The organism is Mycobacterium sp. IDUB_37, assembly GCF_055419245.1.
The window spans coordinates 51,494-73,224 of the sequence record NZ_JBVAXG010000004.1 but is presented as its reverse complement, the minus strand read 5'-3'; the positions used below and the strand labels follow the sequence as shown (position 1 = coordinate 73,224).

Here is a 21,731-nt window from a genome sequence, read left to right as displayed (position 1 = left end):
AGTCCTTAATTCTCTGTTGCTGCTGTTATGGCTTCGGTAGCTTCCGGGACGAGCCGGGCCAGCACCTGATCGACCGACACCTGCTCGCCGACGGACACCAGCACCTCCACCTGTCCCGAAACCGGTGCGGCCAGTGAGTGTTCCATCTTCATCGCTTCGACGATCACCACCACGTCGCCCTCGGCCACCTGGGTGCCGGACTCGACCTGCACCGCGATGACGTTGCCGGGCATCGGGCTGACGACCTCGGCCGGCCGCTCCCCCGCCGCTCGGTGAATCTTGTGTTCTTCCGCTTCGCGGATATGCCAGGTGCCCCGCTCGTCGGCGACCCACAGGTGCCGGTCGGCTTCAGCCCACCGATACTCGCGGCGCACGCCGTCCAACGTCAGGCTCAGGTGGCCACTTCGATGGCCACTGCCGAGCTGCACACTCGCGGAGCGGATTTCACCATCACCGAGCTGAACCTTCGCCGCGTCGGGCAGACCCCACACCGAGACCGTCTCGGCGCGCAGCGGGGTTTGCATCGCGGTGCGAACCGGGGCGGTGACGCCACCCACCCGCCATCCGGTCGGCGCCGCCCACGGGTCCGCGGCCGCGCGGCGGGCCCGAGAAGCCAAGGTCCACTGGACGTACAGGCCGCCGGCGGCGAACACGTCATCCGGGGCGGGCAGCGGCTCGAAATCTGCCAACCGCTCGTCGAGCAGCGCGGTATCGAGGTCACCCGCGCGCACCCGCTGATCGGCCAGCAGAAACCGCAGGAATTCGATGTTGGTCTGCACGCCCAGGACGGCGGTCTGGGCAAGCGCGTTGTCGAGCCTGGCCAGCGCCTGTTCGCGATCCTCGCCGTAGGCGATCACCTTGCTCAGCATCGGGTCGTAGTCACTGCCGACCATGGTGCCCGCCAGCAGCGACGAATCCACCCGTACCCCGACGCCGGACGGCTCGGACAATCCGAGCACCCGGCCGCCGGTCGGCAGAAATCCACGGGCGGGATCTTCGGCGTACACCCGGGCCTCGATGGCGTGACCGGTGAGCTCGATGTCGTCCTGGGAGAATCCCAGCTTCTCCCCCGCGGCCACGCGAAGCTGCCACTCGACGAGATCGAGGCCGGTAACCGCCTCGGTGACAGGATGTTCCACCTGCAGTCGGGTGTTCATCTCCATGAAGAAGAACTCGTCAGGCCGGTCGGCGGAGACGATGAACTCCACCGTGCCCGCGCCGACGTAGTCGACGCTGCGGGCGGTGTTACAGGCCGCCGCGCCGATGCGCGCTCGCGTCGCGGCATCCAGCAGTGGTGAGGGAGCTTCCTCGATGACCTTCTGATGACGTCGCTGCAGACTGCATTCGCGTTCGCCGAGATGCACGGTGTTGCCGTGCGTATCGGCGAGCACCTGGACCTCGATATGCCTGGGCCGCAACACAAAACGCTCCAGGAAAAGCGTGTCGTCGCCGAATGCGGACGCCGCCTCCCGACGGGCACTGATCAGGGCTTCGCGCAATCGGGCCGGGTCTTGCACCAGACGCATACCCTTGCCGCCACCGCCCGCCGACGGCTTCACCAGCACCGGGTAGCCCACCTCGTCGGCGGCCGCCACCAGTTCGTCATCAGTTAACCCGGGCCGCGCAATGCCCGGCACGACGGGCACGTCGAATTCCACAACCGCGTTCTTGGCGGCGATCTTGTCGCCCATCACCTCGATCGCGCGCGAGGGGGGACCTAGGAATACAACTCCGGCCCGCTCGCAGGCCGCCGCGAAATCGGCGTTCTCGGAAAGAAATCCGTAGCCCGGGTGGATCGCCTGCGCCCCGGTGGATACCGCGGCGTCAACGACTTTCCCGATGTCGAGGTAACTCTCCCGGGCCGGCGGCGGACCAAGGCGAACGGCGGTGTCGGCCTCGCGAACATGCCGGGCGCCGGCGTCCGCGTCGCTGTAGACGGCGACCGAGCGAATGCCCAGTCGACGCAGAGTCCGGATCACCCGCACCGCGATCTCGCCGCGGTTAGCCACTAGTACGGTGTCAAACATCACACTCACATCCGGAAGACGCCGTAGGAGACAGGTTCCAGGGGTGCGTGGGCGCATACCGAAAGAGCAAGCCCCACAACCGTTCTGGTATCTGCTGGGTCGATGATTCCGTCGTCCCAGAGGCGGGCCGTGGAATAGTACGGATTTCCCTGATCCTCGTACTGTTCGCGGATGGGCGCTTTGAACGCCTCTTCGTCATCGGCGGACCAGGGCTTGCCGGATGCGGTCAACTGCTCGCCGCGCACCGTGGCCAGCACCGACGCCGCCTGCTCGCCACCCATCACCGAGATGCGGGCGTTCGGCCACATCCACAAAAATCGCGGCGAGTAGGCCCGTCCACACATCGAATAGTTGCCCGCTCCATAGGATCCGCCGATCACCACGGTCAACTTCGGCACCCGGGCGCACGCCACCGCGGTCACCATCTTGGCGCCGTGCTTGGCGATGCCGCCCGCTTCGTAGTCGCGGCCGACCATGAAGCCTGCGATGTTCTGCAGGAACAGCAGCGGGATCTTGCGTTTGTCGCACAGCTCGATGAAATGTGCTCCCTTGACCGCGGATTCGCTGAACAGCACTCCGTTGTTGGCGATGATGCCGACCGGGTGACCGTGGATGCGAGCGAAGGCGGTCACCAGCGTCTTGCCGTAGTTGGCCTTGAACTCACTGAATTCGCCGCCGTCGACCAATCGCACGATGACCTCGTGGACGTCGTAGGGCACCCTCGGGTCCGGAGGCACCACGTCGTAAAGCTCGCTCTGAGCATGCTTGGGTTCGACGGCTCGGACGATTTCCCACTGCGCGGGTTCGCGGGACCCGAAGGTCGCCGCTATCGCGCGGACGATGCGCAACGCGTCCTCATCGTCGTCGGCAAGATGGTCAGTGACCCCCGATACCCGGGAGTGCAGGTCGCCGCCGCCGAGTTCCTCTGCGGTGACGATCTCTCCGGTCGCCGCCTTGACCAGGGGTGGGCCACCGAGGAAGATCGTGCCCTGCTCACGGACGATGACGGCTTCGTCGCTCATCGCCGGCACGTAGGCACCACCGGCCGTGCACGAACCCAGCACCGCCGCCACTTGCGGAATTCCCTTGGCGCTCATCGTCGCCTGGTTGAAGAAGATCCGCCCGAAGTGTTCGCGGTCGGGAAACACCTCGTCCTGACGAGGCAGGAACGCGCCACCGGAGTCGACCAGATAGATGCATGGCAACAGGTTCTGCAACGCAACTTCTTGCGCGCGCAGATGCTTTTTCACCGTCATCGGGTAGTAGGTGCCGCCCTTGACCGTGGCATCGTTGGCCACGATCACGCATTCGCGCCCGGACACCCGACCGATGCCGGTGATGATGCCGGCGCCGGGAGACTCATCGCCGTACATGCCGTTGGCGGCCAACGCGGCCAGCTCGAGGAAAGGCGTGCCCGGATCGAGCAGGCGGTCCACCCGCTCGCGGGGCAACAACTTGCCGCGACTGACGTGACGCTCGCGCGATCGCTCATTCCCACCGAGTGCGGCGGCGGCCAACTTGTCGTTGAGTTCGGCGATCAGCCGCTGGTGTTCATCGGCGAACGACGGTGCGTTTGCGGTAGTCACTTGGTCGCCAGGTCCGAAACGATAAGCGGTGGCTGCGTTTTGGCGATGACCTCTTCGACCGATACATCCGGTGCCGTCTCGATCAGGTGCAGGCCGTCCTCCCGGACATCGATGACCGCGAGTTCGGTGACAATACGGTTGACGCACCCGACGCCGGTCAGCGGCAGCGTGCACCGCTCGAGGATCTTCGGACTACCGTCTTTCGCTGCGTGCTCCATCACCACGATCACCTTGCGAGCGCCGTGCACCAAATCCATTGCGCCGCCCATACCTTTGACCATCTTGCCCGGGATCATCCAGTTCGCCAGGTCGCCGGTAGCCGAAACCTGCATCGCCCCAAGGACTGCCACGTCGAGGTGGCCGCCGCGGATGATGCCGAATGAGGTCGACGAGCCGAAGAACGAGGCACCCGGTTGGGTGGTGACGGTCTCCTTGCCGGCGTTGATCAGGTCGGCGTCCACGTCCTCTTTGCGGGGGTAGGGCCCGACGCCGAGGATGCCGTTCTCCGAGTGCAGGACGACGTGGATGCCGTCGGGAATGTGGTTGGGAATCAAGGTGGGTATGCCGATGCCGAGGTTGACGTACTGGCCGTCCTCGAATTCGGTGGCCACCCGGGCGGCCATCTGGTCCCTGGTCCAGGTCATCGGACTCTCCTTCGCCCCTCGAGTGTGCGGCTGGCCGCACACTCGGCTTCCAACGTGCGGCTGGCCGCACCCTCGGCGCCCGCGGTCACGACCGCACCGTCTCTTTCTCAATCCGCTTCTCGGGATCAGGCACATGCACGACGCGCTGCACGAACACACCCGGTGTGTGGACAGTCGCGGGATCGATCTCGCCCGGTTCGACGAGGTGTTCGACCTGCGCGATGGTGATGCGTCCGGCCGGCGCGCACTCCGGGTTGAAGTTGCCGGCGGCGTAGCGGTACACCAGGTTGCCGTGCCGGTCGCCCTTCCAGGCGTGCACCAGCGCGAAGTCGGTGCGGATACCGCGTTCCAGAACATAGGTGACGCCGTCGAACTCGCGGGTCTCCTTGGGCGGCGACACGATCGCGACCTCACCCGACGCGTCATAACGCCAGGGCAGTCCCCCGTCGGCGATCTGGGTGCCGACACCGGCCGGGGTGTAGAAGGCCGGTATGCCGAGCCCGCCGGCGCGCAAACGCTCGGCCAGGGTGCCCTGTGGCGTCAGCTCGACCTCGAGTTCGCCGGACAGGAACTGGCGCGCGAACTCCTTGTTCTCGCCCACGTAGGACGACACCGTGCGGCGAATCCTCTTGTTCGCCAACAACACTCCCAGGCCGATGCCGTCGACACCACAATTGTTGGAAACCGTCTCGAGGTCAGTCACCCCGCTGTCGACCAGCGCGGCGATCAACGCTTCCGGGATCCCGCACAGTCCAAATCCACCGACGGCCAGCGACGACCCGTCGATGACGTCAGCGACCGCCTCCGCAGCGGTAGCCACTACCTTGTCCATTGCCGCAGGGCCTCCGATTTCAGTTAATAATCATTAACTCAGATGCGAGAATACCATTCCCCGCGCGGAGCGTCCAGAGAGGGTGGCTGCTCACCTGCACCTACTCGGCGCCGCCGAGGAACTCAATTGCCTTCTGACGCATCTCGACTTTGCGCACCTTGCCTGTGACGGTCATCGGGAACTCGTCGACGATCCACAGATATCGCGGGATCTTGAACTTGGCGATGCTGCCGACGCAGAACTCCCGCAACTGTTCGGCCGTCAGCGCCGCAGCCCCGTCGCGCAGTTTCACCACCGCCATCAGTTCCTCGCCGTAGCGCTCGTCGGGGACGCCGATCACGTGACCGTCGACGATGTCGGGATGGGTGTAGAGGAACTCCTCTATCTCGCGCGGCGAGATGTTCTCGCCGCCGCGGACCACGATGTCCTTGATGCGACCGGTGATCTGCACGTAGCCGTCGGCGTCCATCGACGCCAGGTCTCCGGTGTGCATCCAACCGTCGGCATCGACAACCTCGGCGGTCTTCGCCGGGTCGTTCCAATAGCCGGACATGACCGAATAGCCGCGCGTGCAGAACTCGCCCGCCACGTCGCGGGGCACCGTCGCACCCGTGGTTGGGTCCACCACTTTGATCTCCAAGTGCGGACCCACCCGTCCGACCGTGCTCACCCGCCGTTGCAGCGAATCGTCGCTGCGAGTCTGGGTCGAGACGGGTGCAGTCTCGGTCATGCCGTAACAGATCGAAACGCCGGGCATATTCATCCGCTCGATCACCTTGCGCATCACCTCGACCGGGCAGGGCGAGCCGGCCATGATGCCGGCACGCAGACTGTGCAATTGGTAATCGGCGAAATCCGGCAGCGCCAGTTCGGCGATGAACATCGTCGGCACTCCGTAGAGACTGGTGCACCGTTCGTCCTGCACCGCGCGCAAGGTGGCGGCGGGATCGAACCCCGGCGCCGGGATCACCATGCAACCACCGTGACTGGTGGCCGCCAGGTTTCCCATCACCATGCCGAAGCAGTGATAGAACGGCACCGGGATACAGATCCGATCGTGCTCGGTGTAGTCGAGTAGCTCACCGACCAGGTAACCGTTGTTGAGGATGTTGCGGTGACTGAGCGTGACGCCCTTCGGGTATCCCGTTGTGCCCGAGGTGTATTGGATGTTGATCGGGTCGCCCGGCGTCAACGTCGCAGCGATTTGAGCCAGCGCGCCGAGGTCGGCTTCCGCGCCGGCCAATTCGGCCCAACGCTCGCTGCCCATAATCACCACATCGCGAAGGTCGGGACAGGCCGATGACACCTCGGCCAGCATGAGCGCATAGTCCGAACCTTTGAAGCCCGCTGCCGCGATCATCATCGCAACGCCGGATTGCGTTAGGGCATAATCTAATTCACGCACCTGATAAGCCGGATTGATGGTCACCAGGATCGCGCCGACCTCAGCGGTCGCATACTGCACGAGGACCCATTCCCACCGGTTGGGCGACCAGATGCCGACCCGGTCGCCCGCGCCGATGCCCGCGCGCAGCAGTCCTGTCGCCAGTTGGCGCACGTCCGCGAGGAATTCTGCGTAGGTCCAGCGCCGACCGGCCGCTACGTCGACGAGAGCTTCACGACGGCCGAATGTGCTTGCGGTGCTTGCAAGATTGGCACCGATGGTCGTTTCGAGGAGAGGGGGTGCGCCGGGGCCGCGTTCATAGGAAAGCGGATCGCATCCTGCGGCTTGAGTGGTTGCCACGGTTCCTCCGGCCCGTGCGTGCCGGCGGGCGCGACCCGCTGCACCCGGCCCACCGGCCGCGCTTGCGATCGCGACTCGGATGCTACGTTAGTGACGATTAACCGACATGTCCAGGAGTCCGTCATGGCAACGTCCGACCCGGACAGCCCAACCGGCCAGACTGAGACGCCGAGTCGTCGTAGCCAGTTGAAATCCGATCGGCGCCAACAGCTGTTGTCGGCCGCCGAGCGGTTGTTCGCCGAGCGTGGATTCCTCGCCGTACGACTGGAAGACATCGGCGCCGCCGCCGGCGTCAGCGGTCCGGCGATCTACCGGCACTTCCCGAACAAGGAGTCGCTGCTGGTGGAGTTGCTGGTCGGGATCAGTGCCGGATTGCTCGCCGGGGCAAAGACGGTGACAGACCGCGGTGCGGATGCCGCCGCGACGCTGCACGGGCTGATCGACTTTCATCTCGACTTCGCGCTCGGCGAACCCGACCTCATCCGGATTCAGGACCGCGACCTCGCGCACCTACCCGCGGCAGCGGAGCGACAGGTGCGCAAAGCTCAGCGGCAATACGTCGAGATCTGGGTAGGCGTGTTGCGTGAATTACACCCGGGTCTGGCCGAGGCCGACGCCCGATTGATGGCGCACGCTGCGTTCGGGCTGCTGAATTCCACACCGCACAGCATGAAGTCGAGCGACACCAAACCGTCGCGTGCCGTCCAGTCGCGCGCCGTCATGAAGGCGATGACGATCGCCGCGCTGACCGCCGGCGACCAGTAGCCGCGCAGGCTCTGGGCCGTGCCGATCGGGCAGGCCAGCGCACTCACAAAACCAGTTCCCCGTATTGCCCGGTACCCTGCGAAGTGGACATGAACGATCCACCTCGCACCCAGCAATTCGGTCCCCCGCAACAGGGGTCTGCTTCGGCGTGGCCGAACGACTATCGAGATTCGGAAGTCGTCGACTACCCGGCCTATGCCGATGAGACGCCGTACGCCACCTACGGCGGCGGCAGGTCGCCCTGGGCGCCCGGCAGCTACGAACCCAACCCGACCCAGCAACTGCCACCCAAGTACTGGCAGAAGGACCAGCCGCCGCCGGACAAGCCGCCAGCAGGCTCCCCACCACCGCGATCGCCGCGTTGGCTGTGGATCGTGGCCGGCGCGGCGGTGCTGCTCGTCATCGCGTTGACCATTGCGCTGGTCATCACCAACAACTCGTCCGAACAGCAGACGGCGATCGAACCGCTGCCGCCGATGCCCCAGCCCAGCATCACCGTCCCACCTCCGACGACCAGAACGTCACCGCCGCCGACGACCACCCGCCGGCCACCGCGCACGACGACCCCACCGAGCACCGTGCCTCCCGGCCAGCCCACCACTCCGGGCACACCGGGCGCACTGCAGACGGTGGTTTACAGCGTCACCGGCGAAGGCCGCGCCATCAGCGTCATGTACATGGACTCCGGCGATCTGATCCAGACCGAGTTCAACGTGGTGCTGCCGTGGAGCAAGCAGGTCAGCCTGTCATCGTCGGCTCAGCGGCCGGCGAGCGTCACGGTTGTCAACATCGGTCACAACGTGACGTGTTCGGTGTCAGTGGCCGGAGTCCAGGTGCGTCAGCGCACCGGTCAGGGACTACTTATCTGCGACGCTCCGGTCTGATTCCGGCACCCGCACCATCAGCATCGCCAGCAGTCCGACGAAAAGGACGACGCAGATGCCGCCCAGGCCGGCGCGGACCGCGTTGAACCAGTCCACGAAGACGGAAAACAGCCACGGCGCAATGAACGCCACCGCGCGGCCCGTCATCGTGTAGAGGCCGAACGCCACCCCTTCCTTGCCGTTCTGCGACATCCGCAGCAAGAGCGCGCGCGCCGACGACTGTGACGGGCCGATGAACAGGCACAGCAACAGTCCGCACATCCAGAAGGCGAGCGGTCCCGACAGCACAAGCATCGTCATCCCGGCCGCGAGGATGGCGATCAACGAGACGACGATGACCGGCTTGGATCCGATCCGATGGTCGACAAAGCCACCCACTACCGCGCCCACCGCGGCGACCAGGCTTGCGCAGACGCCGAAGATGAGTACGTCGGCTTTGGCGACGCCATAGACGTTGACGCCCAGCACCGCTCCGAAGGCGAATATTGCCGACAGCCCGTCGCGGAAGATCGCCGCGGCCAGCAGGAAATAGACCAAGTTGCGGTCGCGGCGCCACTCGCCGCTGATGTCCGTCCACAGCTTGCGGTAGGCGCCCAGCACACTGGGTGGTCGAGAGACTTCTGGCGCTCCGGGTAGCCGGTGGGCAATCAGCAGCAGCGGCAGCGCCAGCAGCGCCAGCCAGGCCGCAGCCGTCAATACGGCCACCCTGACGTTGAATCCGTCGTCGGTCGTCAGGTGGAACAGCCCGCGAGTGTCGCCGGTTCCAGACATGAAGCCGAAGTAGACCAACAACAGCAACAGGACACTGCCCACGTAGCCCGCCGCCCAGCCGAAGCCGGAGATGCGACCCGCCGTTTCCGGCGTCGAGAGTTGGCGCAGCATCGCGTTGTAGGGAACACTCGCCAGGTCGCTGCATGCCGCCGTCGTGGCCAGCAAGGCCAGCCCGGCGAAGAAGTATTTGGAGTCGTCCCGAATCAGAAACATCGCGCAGGTCATCGCCACCGCGAGGCCCGTCAGCACGCCCAGCGACACGCGTCGGCGATGCGGCGACTCCACCCAGACACCGACGATGGGCGCCAGGAACGCGATGGTCACACCTGCCGTGGCCCCGGCCCGCCCCAGCCAACTCTCGGGCGTCGCGCCGCCCGGGGTTCCCACCCCGACGCTGTCGGTCAGGTAGACGGAGAACACGAAGGTCGTGGCTATAGCGGCCAGGCCGGTGGAACCGCAGTCCCACATGGCCCAGGCGAGTACCCGCGGTCGCATGAAGGATTCGGTAGCGCCGTCGTTGTTCGGGTCGCGGCCCTCTCCGGCTGAACCGCGCTCCGACTCACTCATGCCCGGCACTCTATTGGTATTTGGTCACCACCCGCTGCCTATAACTTCGATAGGGACCGGGGTCGTTACCATCGTCCTCATGCCGATTCCCGCTCCCAGCCCTGACGCGCGCGCCGTTGTCACCGGGGCTTCGCAAAACATCGGCGAGGCGCTGGCCACCGAACTCGCCGCGCGCGGCCACAGTCTGATCGTCACCGCACGACGCGAGGACAAACTCACCGACCTGGCCGCCCGGTTGGTGGACAAGTACCGCGTCGCGGTCGAGGTGCGAGCGGCCGACCTCGCCGACCCGTCCGACCGCGACAAGCTCTGCGACGAACTGGCCGCGCGGCCCATCTCCATCCTGTGCGCCAACGCGGGCACCGCGACGTTCGGCGCCGTCGCCGACCTGGACCCGGCGGGCGAGAAGGCCCAGGTACAGCTGAATGCCATTGCCGTGCACGACCTTACGTTGGCAGTACTGCCGGGCATGGTCGCGCGCAAGGCCGGCGGCATCCTGATTTCTGGCTCGGTAGCCGGGAATTCGCCGATTCCCTACAACGCCACCTATGCCGCCACCAAGGCGTTCGCGAACACCTTCAGCGAATCGGTGCGCGGGGAAGTACGCAAGCACGGCGTGCATGTCACGGTGCTGGCCCCCGGCCCGGTGCGCACCGATCTGCCCGAGGGTGACGAACGATCACTCGTGGAAAAGCTGGTGCCCGATTTCCTGTGGATCTCGACCGAACACACCGCGCAGGTATCGCTGGATGCCTTGGAGCGCAACAAGATGCGCGTCGTTCCCGGGTTGACGTCCAAGGCGATGTCGGCGGCCACCGGGTACGGACCACGGGCCATCGTCGCACCGATCGTGGGCGCCATCTACAAGAAGCTCGGCGGCGGTTAGGGCCTACTTGCGGCGACGACTGCTGCCCATCAGGTTGCGGACGATCTCGCGTATCGCCGTGTTGATGCCACTTTTCACCGTCGGGTTCTTCAGCACGTCCTCCCACATGCCGGGCCCCTTCGGCTCAGCCGGCGCAGGCATGGGCGGTATCTCGTAGGTCGTTGGCACCGGCGGATAGGCGTCGGACTGAGCGGGCGGAGCGGATTGACCCGAAGGCCGGGGCGCCGGCGGCGCGGCAGGCTGTTCGCGCGTCGTTCCGTATGTGGGGTACAGGCGACTCTTTTGAGCCGCCTCGCGGACCGCGTCAGTCCCAATGGCGCCCATCAACGACCGTGGCACCCGCATCCGCGTCCAGGCAACAGGTGTGGGCGCACCTCTTTCGGACAGCACGGTGACGACAGCCTCGCCGATCCCCAACGACGTCAACGCCGACTCCAGGTCGTAGACATCGGTTTTCGGATAGGTACGTACCGTCTTGCTCAGCGCCTTCTGGTCATCGGGCGTGAAAGCGCGCAACGCGTGCTGGACTCGCGCACCAAGCTGAGAGAGCACGTCGTTGGGCAGATCCGTCGGCAACTGGGTGCAGAAGAAGACTCCGACGCCCTTGGAACGAATCAGCTTGACGGTCTGCTCGACCTGCTCCAAAAACGCTTTCGATGCGTCGGCGAAAAGCAGGTGCGCCTCGTCGAAGAAGAACACCAGCTTGGGCTTGTCGATGTCACCGACTTCAGGCAGTTGCACAAAAAGATCAGCCAGCAACCACATCAGGAAGGTCGAGAAGATGACCGGGCGCAACGACTGACCGCTGAACTCGAGCAACGAGATGGTGCCCCGGCCTTGGTCGTCGGTGTACAGCAGGTCGTGTGAATCGAGCTTGGGCTCACCGAAGAACGTCTTGCCGCCCTCGCCTTCGAGGTTCACCAGCGCCCGCAGGATGACACCCGCCGTCGTATTAGACACCCCGCCAAGGGATTTCAGGTCCGCTTTGCCCTCGTCGCTGGTCAGGTGGCTGATGACGTTGCGGAGCTGATCCAGGGTGACCAGCGGCCACTCGTTCTGCTCGGCCCAGTGAAAGATCAGCCCGAGCGTCGACTCCTGAGTAGCGTTGAGCCCCAACACTTTCGACAGGAGCACCGGACCGAAGCCGGCAACGGTGGCACGCACCGGCACCCCGATGCCGTCGGTGCCCAGGGAGAGAAACTCGACCGGAAATCCCGTCGCCGCCCAGTTGTCACCGGTGTCCGTGGCGCGCGCGGCGGTCTTGTCGTTCTGCTCTCCCGGGCGGGACAGACCGGACAGGTCACCCTTCACATCAGCCATGAAGACCGGCACACCGGCCGCGCTGAGTTGCTCGGCGATCAACTGCAAGGTCTTGGTCTTGCCGGTGCCGGTGGCGCCGGCCACCAGGCCGTGCCGGTTGATGGTGGCCAGTGGAATACGAATTTGGGCCGTCGGGTCCACCTTGCCGTCGACGACGACGGTGCCCAGTTCGAGCGCCTGGCCTTCGACGGCATAGCCCGCAGCGATCTTCTTTGCTGGCCCTTCCTCTGCTCCGGTGCTCATCTTCAATCCCCTCTTCAAGCCCGTCGCTCTACGGCAAAACATCACCCTACTTCCCGACGCCGAGCAGGGGCAGAACGCGCGTAGTCGGCATGTGGGCTTAATGTGAGGCCTGTGCGTGACGAATTGGTGTGGATCGACTGCGAGATGACCGGGCTCGATCTGGGGTCGGACAAGTTGATCGAAATCGCCGCCCTGGTCACCGACGCCGACCTCAACATTCTGGGCGACGGAATCGATATCGTGATTCACGCCGAGGAAGCCTCGTTGACGTCGATGATCGACATCGTCGCCGATATGCATTCGCGTTCGGGCCTGACCAACGAGGTCAGGGCATCCACGGTCGACCTGGCTACCGCCGAGGCGATGGTGCTCGACTACATCGGTCAATTCGTGAAACAGGCTAAGACGGCGCCGCTGGCAGGCAATTCGATTGCCACCGACCGGTCCTTCATCGCCCGGGACATGCCGGCGCTGGATTCGTTCCTGCACTATCGGATGATCGACGTCAGTTCGATCAAGGAACTCTGTCGCCGGTGGTACCCGCGGATCTACTTCGGGCAGCCGCCCAAGGGGTTGGCGCACCGCGCACTGGCCGACATTCACGAGTCGATTCGGGAACTGCAGTATTACCGCCGGACGGCCTTTGTGCCGCCGCCTGGGCCCTCTACCAGCGAAATCGCCGCGGTGGTCGCCGGCATTCAAGAAGCCGCGGACACGGCTGAGGCAGTCGATTCGGCCGGCGAGCGTCCGAGCGGTTAATATCGACGTCGCCGCTCGTTAGTCCGTCCCGGACCTGCAGGCGGCCGTGGTGGGTGTAGTTCAGTTGGTAGAGCGTCAGGTTGTGATCCTGAATGTCGCGGGTTCGAGTCCCGTCACTCACCCCACAGGTCAGAGGGCTTTTCGCCCTCTGACCTTTTTTCTTGCCCGTTAGGACCGGTCAGCCTCAGCGCGCTTGTCAGGCTCTTCGGATCCAGCGGCGTCCTGCCCACGCGCCGCCAGCGCGCCCGCGATCGAAGTGCAGGCAATTGTCAGCAGGGCGCCGAACATCAGTGCTGCCGACTCCCCGGCGACGAGCAGGTGCTTCTCGGTGCCGATGGCGGCTGCCGCCACGGGCACCCCGAGCTGCGCCGCCGACAGCACCGCGAGCGTCAGCGGCTGGCCGAGCAACCTTCCCACGCTGTGCGCCAGCACCGCCCCCAGCCCCAGGCCCACACCCAGCAGAATCAGTTTCGGATGCGACCCCAGCTCGCGTACCTGCAACGAGGCTCCCAGCCAGACGAAAAACAACGGACCGAAGAATCCCTCGGTGATGCCGAAAAGCTGGCGCGCCAGCCGCCGCGGTTCGCCGACGAAGGCAATCACCAAGCCCAACGCGAAACCGGCCAGCATGATCGATGCGTGGGTGCTGACGGCCAGCGCCGCCAGCGCGAACAACACGAGCAAGCTGATCCGCAACTCGAGTGCGAACCGACGCTTCTTGGAGTAGTCGTGCATGCGCCGACGCCAGGCCGGGCGGTCCAGCAGGTGCAGCAGCAGGAACAGCACCGCCGCGCCGGCCGCAATCGAGAGCGCACCCAGCGCCGCCCTTATCGCATGTTCTAAGTCAATTACCAACGGCAGCAAGACAATACACGCGGCGTCTGCAATAGCGATCTGCGCAGTCACCGACAGCACCGGCGGTCCCTGCAACCGCAGCGAATCGATCACCGGCAATGCCAGCGCCGCCGACGAAGACGCCATCAATACCGCGTAGAGCGCCGCATGACCGGTGCCGAACACCGCGGCCAGCCCTACGCCGAGAGCCGCGGCCAGTAGACCGACCAGAGCGACCCGCGCCAGCGCCATGGGCACCGCCGAGCGCATCTCGTGATCCCGAACTGGGACATGGGTGCCGACGACAAACATCACCAGTGCGAAGCCGATATTGGCGAACAACTGACACGCTGGATTGGCAACACCGACGATCCGGAAACCCGTGTCACCGACCACAAGCCCGGCCAACAGCTCGCCGATGATGACCGGGATTCGCAAGCGCGGCAATGACGCCAGTGCTGGGCCGACGAAACCTACGGCGGTCAACAACGCCAGTGTTTCGAAGCCGAACCCCTGCATCACGGGCCTTCCCGATGCAGCACTAGACGGGGTCGGCGAATACCGGCGGCTCCCCCGACATTCCGGCCATGACGGCGGCGAGCTGATTGGGCTTGCCGATCAGCCCGGCTTGCAGCTCGGATTCAAGCTTCAGGGCGCCGGCGGCGTCGTCGCTGGCCCAGGTCTGGTCGTAGAGGCGCTTGGCGGCACGGACGGCATCGGGAGATTTCTGGGCGATCTCGCTGGCCAGCGCCAGCGCCGTGGCCAGCGGGTCGTCGCTATTGCGCGTCACCAACCTGAGCGCCAAAGCTTCGCTCCCAGAGATGATGCGGCCGGTGTACGTCAACTCTTTGGCGACGTCGATTGGCACCAGTCGAGGCAGTGCCTGCGTGATGCCCATGTCGGGCACCAGACCCCACTTGATCTCCATAACGGACAGCTTCGACTCCGGCGCAGCGATCCGGATGTCGGCGCCCAGCGCGATTTGGAGGCCACCGCCGAAGCAATTGCCGTGAATAGCGGCGATGACCGGAGCCGGCACCAAGGACCAGTCGTAGCTCACCCGCTGAGCGAAATTGGCGAGCCGGTCGCCGTCGCGTTCCAGCAGAATTCCGGTGCCGCCACGGCCGGACATGAAGCTGGCGACATCGAGGCCTGAGCAGAAGCTCTTCCCCTCGCCGTGCAGCACGACCGCGCGCACCGACGTGTCGTCGGCTAGTTGCGCCGCGGCATTCATCAAGCCCTCGAACATGGCTTGGTCAAGCGCGTTGTGCTTGTCGGCGCGCGTCATCGTCACCGTCGCCACGCCAGCGGGGCCGACCTGTACTCGAACTCTGTCTTCGCTCACCTGTCAGAACTTACCGCGACGTCGAAACCGCGCAGCCGATTCTCAGCCGGCCTGCGCGGTCACCACGATCGATTCCTGCCCGATCTTCCACGCCATCATGAATGTGGAGATGCTGACCTTGGTGTCGGCGTGATCGGCGTAGGGGTCATTGAGGTGGACCAGCTCTTTGTTGGTGTCGATCCCGGTCACGACGAGGAAGTGATCGGGCGAGGTGCGCTGGTCGTTGGAGCCTAGGATCGTTCCGGAATTGACCCAGGCAATGATCTTTCGGTTCGCGCCGAGGTACTCCTCCAGCTTGGGCAGACCCACCTCTTCGGGGTGCTTGTCATACGTCATGTGCGACGTGACGCCGTAGTGCTTGAGCAGCACGACCGTGTCCGCCATGTCGATGCCGCCGTTGTCGCCTTCGTGGCCCGGGTCGCCGGTGGGCAGATAGATCGGACCATTGCGGATCGACGATGGCGTGCTCTGCGCGAGCTTGATGATCTGGTTCTCGGTCGGCGAGCTGCCGGTGATCTCACCGACCACGTCGGCCACCGACGCCAGCCCGCAGTTGTCCTCGAGCGACTGCTGCTGCCAATACTTGGCGGCAGCGTGCGGGTCGCCGTAGACACCGCCGGCGGTGGCGGTGCTTGATGACGTGCTCGGCGCACCCGCCGATGGCGGCGCCAGGCCACAGGCCGCCAGTAACGAAATGTTGCTTGTACCAATGCAAACGGCCACCAGAGCGGTGCGTACCGTGGTCGCGAACCTGGAGCTGGACATTGTTCTCGCAAAGAATCGACGGGCCTAAAAATTAGCACTTTCCAGTCTCACAGCACATCGATAACAAGCGCTCAGCGTGCAGCTAGTAGCGCGTCGCAAACATGAAGAATGAACGCAACAGCCAGCCAAACAGAACAGGTCGTCCATCCAGTCGACGCAAGGCGTCGCCGGGTCCGCTTGCTGCAGGTCGCTTTTGCCGGTGCCGCAACCGTCGCAACGCTCGCGCTGGTCGGCGCTGCGCGGTCCGGTGAAGCCGTTGCCGCGTCGGGGCCGGCTTACAGCGTCGGCAATGGCGGTTTCGCCATCGACGACCCATCGGATCCGGGCTATACACCGCCCTACGTCCCACCGGACCCCGGCTACACCCCGCCGCCGGTGAACAATCAATCGCAGCCGGATCCGGGCTGGAATGCCGATCCAGGGTGGGATTTCCAGCCGGCTCCGGAGAACTGAGCCGAAGGCACGTCGGAGATGTCGAGCGGCGCGTGTTAGCCGAACCCGGCCAGTGTGATTCGCAGTGCCCGTTCCATCTCCACATGAAGCGGCTCCGTCGGTACCGTGTCCGCGGTCAGCCAGCGATCGATGACGAATTTGACGGTGGCCAGACTCGTGTAGACCAACAGCGCGGGCCGAATGTCTACTGACCCGTCGACTCCCATCCGCGAAGCCACGAGTTCGACGAACTTGAGCTGATCCTCATCACGAACCAGCGTGGACTTGGTCAACAGATGCGGGGCGGTCGAAATCGCACGCTGCCAGGTGTCGAGGTGGTTGAGCTCGCTGGCGTCCCTGGTGTGGGTGACGAAGAGTCGGATCAACACCTCGACCGCGGATTCGTCTGCGGGCCTTGCACTGTAGGAATCGAGCATTTCGCTGACCGCCTCGCGGACGGGATCAACCAGCAAACCTTCTTTGGTAGGGGCGTGCCGATAGTAAGTGCTGATCGAGATTCCGGCGGCCGCGGCAATGTCCTCGGTAGTTACCGCGTCGAATCCGCGCTCGGCGAATAGCTCGTGCGCGGTGTGCTGGATCTGCGAGAGTAACTCAGCGCGTCGCCGGTCTCGTAGCGAATGGGTGTTTGCTGAGGACATGCCATCACCTTCGCGCGCCTGACATTCCAACTCAATTTGTACGATCTCAGGACAGTCGTAGGTGAGTGACTCTACACTATTGAAAGTGCCTATCAACTAGGCTAGCGTGATACCGCAAAATCGGATTGAGCTGCAGAGTTGCGGGATCGCGGGCACCCATGCAAGGCAGGGCGCACTCGACGGCGCCGGCCCGCTCTTGCTCGGCGCTCATGAGTTCACGGGTGGGGAGAGCGCCGTTGCAGTCGATTTCGAGCACGCAATGACGGCAATTTTGGTTTGCTCACACATCCGTCGGTCACGTTGAGATGACCACGCAGAAAGAACCAGTTCTGCACAAGGAAAGTTCAGAGGACGGCGTCAAAGCCGTTCAGGACTGGGCGATCGGTTACGTCGATCGCCACCCACTGGCCTCGCTGCGAACGGTCGGTGAGCAATTCATTCTCGGCGTGCGCACCATTCAGTACTTCTTTGTCGACTTGTTCACCGGTCGATTTCAATGGCAGGAATTCATCCGGCAGGGCGCTTTCATGGCCGGCACCGCCGTGTTGCCGACGGTCCTGGTGTCACTGCCGATCGGTGTCACCCTGTCGATTCAGTTCGCATTGCTTGCCGGTCAGGTGGGTGCCACCTCGCTGGCGGGCGCGGCCAGCGGACTCGCTGTCATTCGGCAGGGCGCGTCGCTGGTCGCCGCCATCCTGATGGCATCGGCCGTCGGCTCGGCCATCACAGCCGACCTGGGGTCGCGAACCATGCGCGAGGAAACCGACGCGATGGAAGTCATGGGTGTGTCGGTGATCCGCCGCCTGGTGGTACCCCGCTTCGCAGCAGCGATCATGATCGGCGTCGCGCTCACCGGAGTCGTCTGCTTCGTCGGATTTTTTGCCAGCTACATGTTCAACGTGTACTTCCAGGACGGCGCACCGGGCAGCTTCGTCTCGACGTTCGCATCGTTCGCGACCACCGACGACATGATCCTGGCGCTGTTGAAGGCCGCGATTTTCGGCGCCATCGTGGCCGTGGTGTCGGCCCAGAAAGGTCTGTCCACCAAGGGTGGGCCGACAGGCGTGGCGAATTCGGTGAATGCGGCCGTCGTCGAAGCGATTCTGGTGCTGATGATCGTCAACGTCGCTATCAGCCAGCTCTACGTCATGCTCACCCCCAGAACGGGGTTGTGACGTGGCGGCCTCTACCTACCATCCCCTGGCGCCGATCACCGAGCCACTGATCCGGTCCCTGCACAAGCTGGCCGGCCCGATCCGCCGGCTCGGCCACATGCTCGTCTTCTTCGTCCGGGCAGCAGCAGGCGTGCCGCTGGTATTACGCCACTACCGCGTCGAGTACCTGCGGCTGCTGTCCAACATCACCTGGGGTAACGGCTCGATCGTGGTCGGCGGGGGTACTGCGGGTGTCGCTGTCGTTCTCGGTATGACGGTCGGTGCGCTCGTCGGCATCGAGGGCTACAACTTTCTGGACCTGCTCGGTCTCGGCCCCGCCACCGGGTTCGTGTCATCACTGATCAACACCCGCGAGTTGGCGCCCCTGATGGCGTCGCTGTCGTTTGCCATGCAGGGCGGCTGCCGATTCACCGCCCAGCTGGGGTCAATGCGCATCGCCGAAGAGATCGACGCGATGGAATCGATTGCGATCCGGCCGATTCCGTACCTGGTGACCACTCGGCTGCTTGCCTCGGTGACCGCGATCATCCCCCTCTACGCGGCGTGCCTGGCGGTCGGCTACCTGAGCACTCAGCTGGTGGTGGGGTTCAGTAGCGGCGGCTCCACCGGTTCCTATCTGCACTATTTTTCACTGATGCTGGCCGGCAAGGACATCGTGTACTCGATGATCAAAGCCGTCATCTTCGTATGGATCGCATCGACGATTCAGTGCTACTACGGCTTCTACGCGAGCGGCGGCCCAGAAGGCGTGGGTGTCGCTGCCGGGCATGGCATGCGGGCCAGCATCACCGTCGTGATCATGGCGAACATGCTGCTCACCATGGCGCTGTGGGGAGTCGACTCCGGCGCAAGGTTCGGTGGTTAGGTTGGCGCGAAAGGCCAATTCCTATGACACCGACGGACGGGGACCGTCGGACCAGCAACTGCTGGGCTACGGGGCATTGGTCGTCGTCGCGGCGGTTCTGATCACCACCGGACTGTTGTTCAAATCGACTGGCCGGCTTGATGATTACGTGCGCGTGGTCGCCGATCTCGTCAATGTGGGTGACGGACTCCCGCAGAAGTCCGATGTCAAGTATCACGGTCTGCTGGTGGGAGCGGTCGACGACGTTGTGCCTGCCTCCAACGGCAAACCCAACTACGTCCACATCGATCTGCGACCCGAATACGCCACGTCGATTCCGGCCGCGGTGACCGCCCGGGTGGTACCCAGCAACGTGTTCGCGGTGTCGTCGGTTCAGCTGGTGGGTAACGGCCCCGGCGCGGCGATTCGCGCGGGTGAGCACATTCGCGAAGACACCGCGTTGCCGACAGTGCTTTTCCAAACCACCGTCAGCAAGTTGCGAGACCTGCTCGCGGCCGCCGGTCGCGGGCGTGACGACAGGTCGGTGGGCATCCTGGCGGCGCTCGGCGCCGCAACCGAGAACCGCCGGCAAAACCTGCTGAACAGCGCGGGACAGTTGAATCACCTTATCGATCAACTCAATTCGATTGTCAGCACCGACGCCGGCCCGTCGACAGTCTCGGCGCTCATCGACGCCACGCAGGGACTGCAACAGACAGCGCCCGACCTGCTCGACGCGTTGCACCAGGCCGTGGAGCCGATGCGGACCTTCGCCGAAACGCGCGGGCAGTTGACCTCACTACTGGGCGGGGCCGACTACACGATCGGCAACACGCGCCAATCGTTCGACAACCACATGGATCAGTTGATCACCATCTCCAAGGACATCACGCCCGTATTGGGAGTGCTGGCGTTGCGGTCGAACAACTTCGTGCCCGTGGTCACCAGGCTGGACAACCTGGCGAGCAAGTTCATGGAGGAAGTCTGGATGCCCGAACTCGGCGTCGGGAACATGCGCGCCAGGCTTTCATTCACCCAGACGTTTGCCTATTCGCGTGCCGATTGCCCGCATTACGGCGAGCTGAAGGGGCCGAGTTGCTTTACCGCACCGCTGGTTCCGAACAAGCCCGATCTGCCAGATGTCCTTCTCCCACAGAACTATCACCCGCCGGCGGATCTCGCGCCGCCGGCGGGAACGATTATCGGTCCCGACGGCAACCTGGTGGCCGTGGGCCCGCCTTTGATCAACCCGAACCCCAGCCTGGTCGACCCCAATCCCCCGCTGCCGCCGTTCATCGCACCGTCGCCACCAATCCGCACGGGCGCCGGGCCGGATACCCCGGATAACTCGCCACCACCGGCGCACGGACCGGTGGCCCCGCCGCCGCTGCTTGGGCCTCCAGCGCCCGGGTCGGTGACGCCGTCGTCGTTCGGGGGCAACGTCGGACCGATTGGCAGCGACTATGAGCGAACCATGTTGGGCATCATCACCGGCAAGCCCGCGACCGCCGCCACCGAACTACTCTTGGGCCCGGTTGCCCGCGGCACAACGGTGTCGATCGCCAAGTCGGCGCTGGAAGGGAGTTCCAAATGAAGACTCGTGGCTCCCTCATCGGCCTGTCCCTCTTCATGGTCGTAGCGGTGGCATTGACCTGGCTGATTTATGTGAGCCTGCGGCGTGACGTCGCCGGGAAGACGGTGCCCTACACGGCGATGTTCACCGACGTCTTCGGGCTTCGCGACGGCGACGACGTCCGGATGGCCGGGGTCCGGGTAGGCCGGGTCGAAAAAGTCGAGCTGAACGGCAAACTCGCGAAAGTGTCGTTTGTCGTGCAGCAGGAGCAGCGCGTGTACGGCAACACCATTGCCTCGGTGACGTATCAGAACATCGTCGGGCAGCGTTACCTCGGCCTGAGTCTTGGGAAAGAAGGCAGCCAAGCACAACTGCCGCCGGGCAGCGTGATCCCACTCGACCGCACCGAGCCCTCCTTCGACGTGACGGCGCTGCTCAACGGTTACGAGCCCTTCTTCAGCCTGCTGAACCCCCAAGACGCCGACAACCTCACCAAGGGTGTCATCGAGTCGCTGCAAGGCGACACCTCGTCGCTGGCCACGCTCATCACCCAGACATCCACGCTCACTGAGACTTTCGCCGGCCGCGATCAGGCCCTGGGCAATGTGATCACCAACCTCAACAAGGTGGTCGTGAGTCTTGCGGCGCAGAACAGTGATCTGGAAAACGTCATCACCCAAACCCGCGACGTAGTCGGGACCCTCGACCAGCGCCGGCCCGAGTTGGTGTCCTCGATGGGGTCCTTGTCGAGAGTGGTCAACCAACTGTCATCCATCGTCGCAGAGGACTATCCGGCGCTGCGTCAAATGATCGACCGCAAGCCAGGCGTCACCCGGCACCTGCTCGAAAACGAATCGCAACTGGCGTTTTTCGGTGACAACGTTCCGCTGTTGTTGAAAGGCCTGATCCGCGTCGGCAACCAGGGCGCCTACGGCAACGCATACGTGTGCGACGTCAACATCTTCGGATTCTTTCCAGGCCTCAACGACGTCGTGCCGATCATCGTCAATGCGGCAACACCCGGAAACAAGGCCATGCACACCCCCAGATGCCGCAATGTAGGCGATGAGTGATTC

At 64.5% G+C, this 21,731-nt stretch carries 20 protein-coding genes and 1 tRNA gene; 10 read left to right on the top strand and 11 right to left on the bottom strand.

Annotation, left to right across the window (positions count from 1 at the left end):
* Positions 1-5: 5 nt before the first annotated feature.
* From ACZY1I_RS14745 to ACZY1I_RS14725, 5 genes are all read right to left on the bottom strand, one after another.
* The gene (locus ACZY1I_RS14745; RefSeq protein WP_463755199.1) at positions 6-2,027 is read right to left on the bottom strand and encodes an acetyl/propionyl/methylcrotonyl-CoA carboxylase subunit alpha; all 2,022 of its coding nucleotides are present in this window, start codon (positions 2,025-2,027) and stop codon (positions 6-8) included.
* Between the two features lie 5 nt (positions 2,028-2,032).
* Positions 2,033-3,613, bottom strand: a complete 1,581-nt coding sequence (locus ACZY1I_RS14740; protein ID WP_463755198.1) for a carboxyl transferase domain-containing protein — start codon at positions 3,611-3,613, stop codon at positions 2,033-2,035.
* Positions 3,610-4,257 carry a CoA transferase subunit B gene (locus ACZY1I_RS14735; protein ID WP_463755197.1) on the bottom strand — a complete coding sequence of 216 codons (648 nt, stop codon included), beginning with the start codon at positions 4,255-4,257 and terminating at the stop codon, positions 3,610-3,612. The genes ACZY1I_RS14740 and ACZY1I_RS14735 overlap by 4 nt, the downstream gene beginning before the upstream one ends.
* An 85-nt stretch (positions 4,258-4,342) precedes the next feature.
* Complete coding sequence (locus tag ACZY1I_RS14730; protein ID WP_463755196.1) at positions 4,343-5,089, bottom strand: CoA transferase subunit A; 747 nt, start codon at positions 5,087-5,089, stop codon at positions 4,343-4,345.
* A 100-nt stretch (positions 5,090-5,189) separates the two neighbouring features.
* Positions 5,190-6,833: an AMP-binding protein gene (locus ACZY1I_RS14725; RefSeq protein WP_463755195.1), complete on the bottom strand. Its 1,644-nt coding sequence runs from the start codon at positions 6,831-6,833 to the stop codon at positions 5,190-5,192.
* A 123-nt stretch (positions 6,834-6,956) separates the two neighbouring features.
* Between ACZY1I_RS14725 and ACZY1I_RS14720 the strand changes: the two genes are divergently transcribed.
* A complete protein-coding gene (locus tag ACZY1I_RS14720; protein ID WP_463755194.1) occupies positions 6,957-7,598 on the top strand; it encodes an SACE_7040 family transcriptional regulator in 642 nt (213 codons plus the stop codon).
* Positions 7,599-7,687: 89 nt separating this feature from the next.
* Complete coding sequence (locus ACZY1I_RS14715) at positions 7,688-8,482, top strand: hypothetical protein (RefSeq protein WP_463755193.1); 795 nt, start codon at positions 7,688-7,690, stop codon at positions 8,480-8,482.
* Here ACZY1I_RS14715 and ACZY1I_RS14710 read toward each other — a convergent pair.
* Positions 8,456-9,748, bottom strand: a complete 1,293-nt coding sequence (locus ACZY1I_RS14710) for an MFS transporter (protein WP_463755719.1) — start codon at positions 9,746-9,748, stop codon at positions 8,456-8,458. The genes ACZY1I_RS14715 and ACZY1I_RS14710 overlap by 27 nt on opposite strands.
* 151 nt (positions 9,749-9,899) lie before the next feature.
* Here ACZY1I_RS14710 and cmrA point away from each other — a divergent pair, with 151 nt between their 5' ends.
* Entirely contained in the window at positions 9,900-10,706 is an 807-nt protein-coding gene (gene cmrA / locus ACZY1I_RS14705; protein WP_463755192.1) for a mycolate reductase, read from the top strand.
* A gap of 3 nt (positions 10,707-10,709) precedes the next feature.
* Here the strand turns inward: cmrA and ACZY1I_RS14700 are convergent, their stop codons facing one another.
* A complete protein-coding gene (locus ACZY1I_RS14700; protein WP_463755191.1) occupies positions 10,710-12,269 on the bottom strand; it encodes a helicase HerA-like domain-containing protein in 1,560 nt (519 codons plus the stop codon).
* A gap of 111 nt (positions 12,270-12,380) precedes the next feature.
* Between ACZY1I_RS14700 and orn the strand changes: the two genes are divergently transcribed.
* Both orn and ACZY1I_RS14690 read left to right on the top strand, forming a co-directional pair.
* Entirely contained in the window at positions 12,381-13,028 is a 648-nt protein-coding gene (gene orn, locus ACZY1I_RS14695) for an oligoribonuclease (protein ID WP_463755190.1), read from the top strand.
* 49 nt (positions 13,029-13,077) lie between these two features.
* Positions 13,078-13,153 (top strand) — tRNA-His (locus ACZY1I_RS14690).
* Between the two features lie 43 nt (positions 13,154-13,196).
* Here the strand turns inward: ACZY1I_RS14690 and ACZY1I_RS14685 are convergent.
* Genes ACZY1I_RS14685 through ACZY1I_RS14675 form a run of 3 tightly spaced genes read right to left on the bottom strand, consistent with a single transcriptional unit; the run spans position 13,197 to position 15,972 of the window.
* Positions 13,197-14,381 (bottom strand): cation:proton antiporter, encoded by a 1,185-nt coding sequence (locus ACZY1I_RS14685; protein ID WP_463755718.1) that lies wholly within the window; start codon positions 14,379-14,381, stop codon positions 13,197-13,199.
* 22 nt (positions 14,382-14,403) lie between these two features.
* Positions 14,404-15,207 carry a crotonase/enoyl-CoA hydratase family protein gene (locus ACZY1I_RS14680; protein ID WP_463755189.1) on the bottom strand — a complete coding sequence of 268 codons (804 nt, stop codon included), beginning with the start codon at positions 15,205-15,207 and terminating at the stop codon, positions 14,404-14,406.
* 42 nt (positions 15,208-15,249) lie between these two features.
* Positions 15,250-15,972 carry a C39 family peptidase gene (locus ACZY1I_RS14675; RefSeq protein WP_463755188.1) on the bottom strand — a complete coding sequence of 241 codons (723 nt, stop codon included), beginning with the start codon at positions 15,970-15,972 and terminating at the stop codon, positions 15,250-15,252.
* A 108-nt stretch (positions 15,973-16,080) separates the two neighbouring features.
* On the opposite strand from ACZY1I_RS14675, the gene ACZY1I_RS14670 reads away from it, so the two are divergent.
* The gene (locus ACZY1I_RS14670) at positions 16,081-16,425 is read left to right on the top strand and encodes a hypothetical protein (protein WP_463755187.1); all 345 of its coding nucleotides are present in this window, start codon (positions 16,081-16,083) and stop codon (positions 16,423-16,425) included.
* A 35-nt stretch (positions 16,426-16,460) separates the two neighbouring features.
* Here the strand turns inward: ACZY1I_RS14670 and ACZY1I_RS14665 are convergent, their stop codons facing one another.
* A complete protein-coding gene (locus ACZY1I_RS14665) occupies positions 16,461-17,063 on the bottom strand; it encodes a TetR/AcrR family transcriptional regulator (protein WP_463755186.1) in 603 nt (200 codons plus the stop codon).
* Positions 17,064-17,368: 305 nt separating this feature from the next.
* Between ACZY1I_RS14665 and ACZY1I_RS14660 the strand changes: the two genes are divergently transcribed.
* From ACZY1I_RS14660 to ACZY1I_RS14645, 4 genes are read left to right on the top strand one after another with little or no spacing between them, the layout of a single operon-like run.
* Positions 17,369-18,238, top strand: a complete 870-nt coding sequence (locus ACZY1I_RS14660) for an MlaE family ABC transporter permease (RefSeq protein ID WP_463755185.1) — start codon at positions 17,369-17,371, stop codon at positions 18,236-18,238.
* 1 nt (position 18,239) lies between these two features.
* Entirely contained in the window at positions 18,240-19,103 is an 864-nt protein-coding gene (locus ACZY1I_RS14655) for an ABC transporter permease (RefSeq protein WP_463755184.1), read from the top strand.
* Position 19,104: 1 nt separating this feature from the next.
* Positions 19,105-20,676 (top strand): MlaD family protein, encoded by a 1,572-nt coding sequence (locus tag ACZY1I_RS14650; RefSeq protein ID WP_463755183.1) that lies wholly within the window; start codon positions 19,105-19,107, stop codon positions 20,674-20,676.
* Positions 20,673-21,728 carry an MCE family protein gene (locus ACZY1I_RS14645; protein WP_463755182.1) on the top strand — a complete coding sequence of 352 codons (1,056 nt, stop codon included), beginning with the start codon at positions 20,673-20,675 and terminating at the stop codon, positions 21,726-21,728. The genes ACZY1I_RS14650 and ACZY1I_RS14645 overlap by 4 nt, the downstream gene beginning before the upstream one ends.
* Positions 21,729-21,731: the final 3 nt, after the last annotated feature.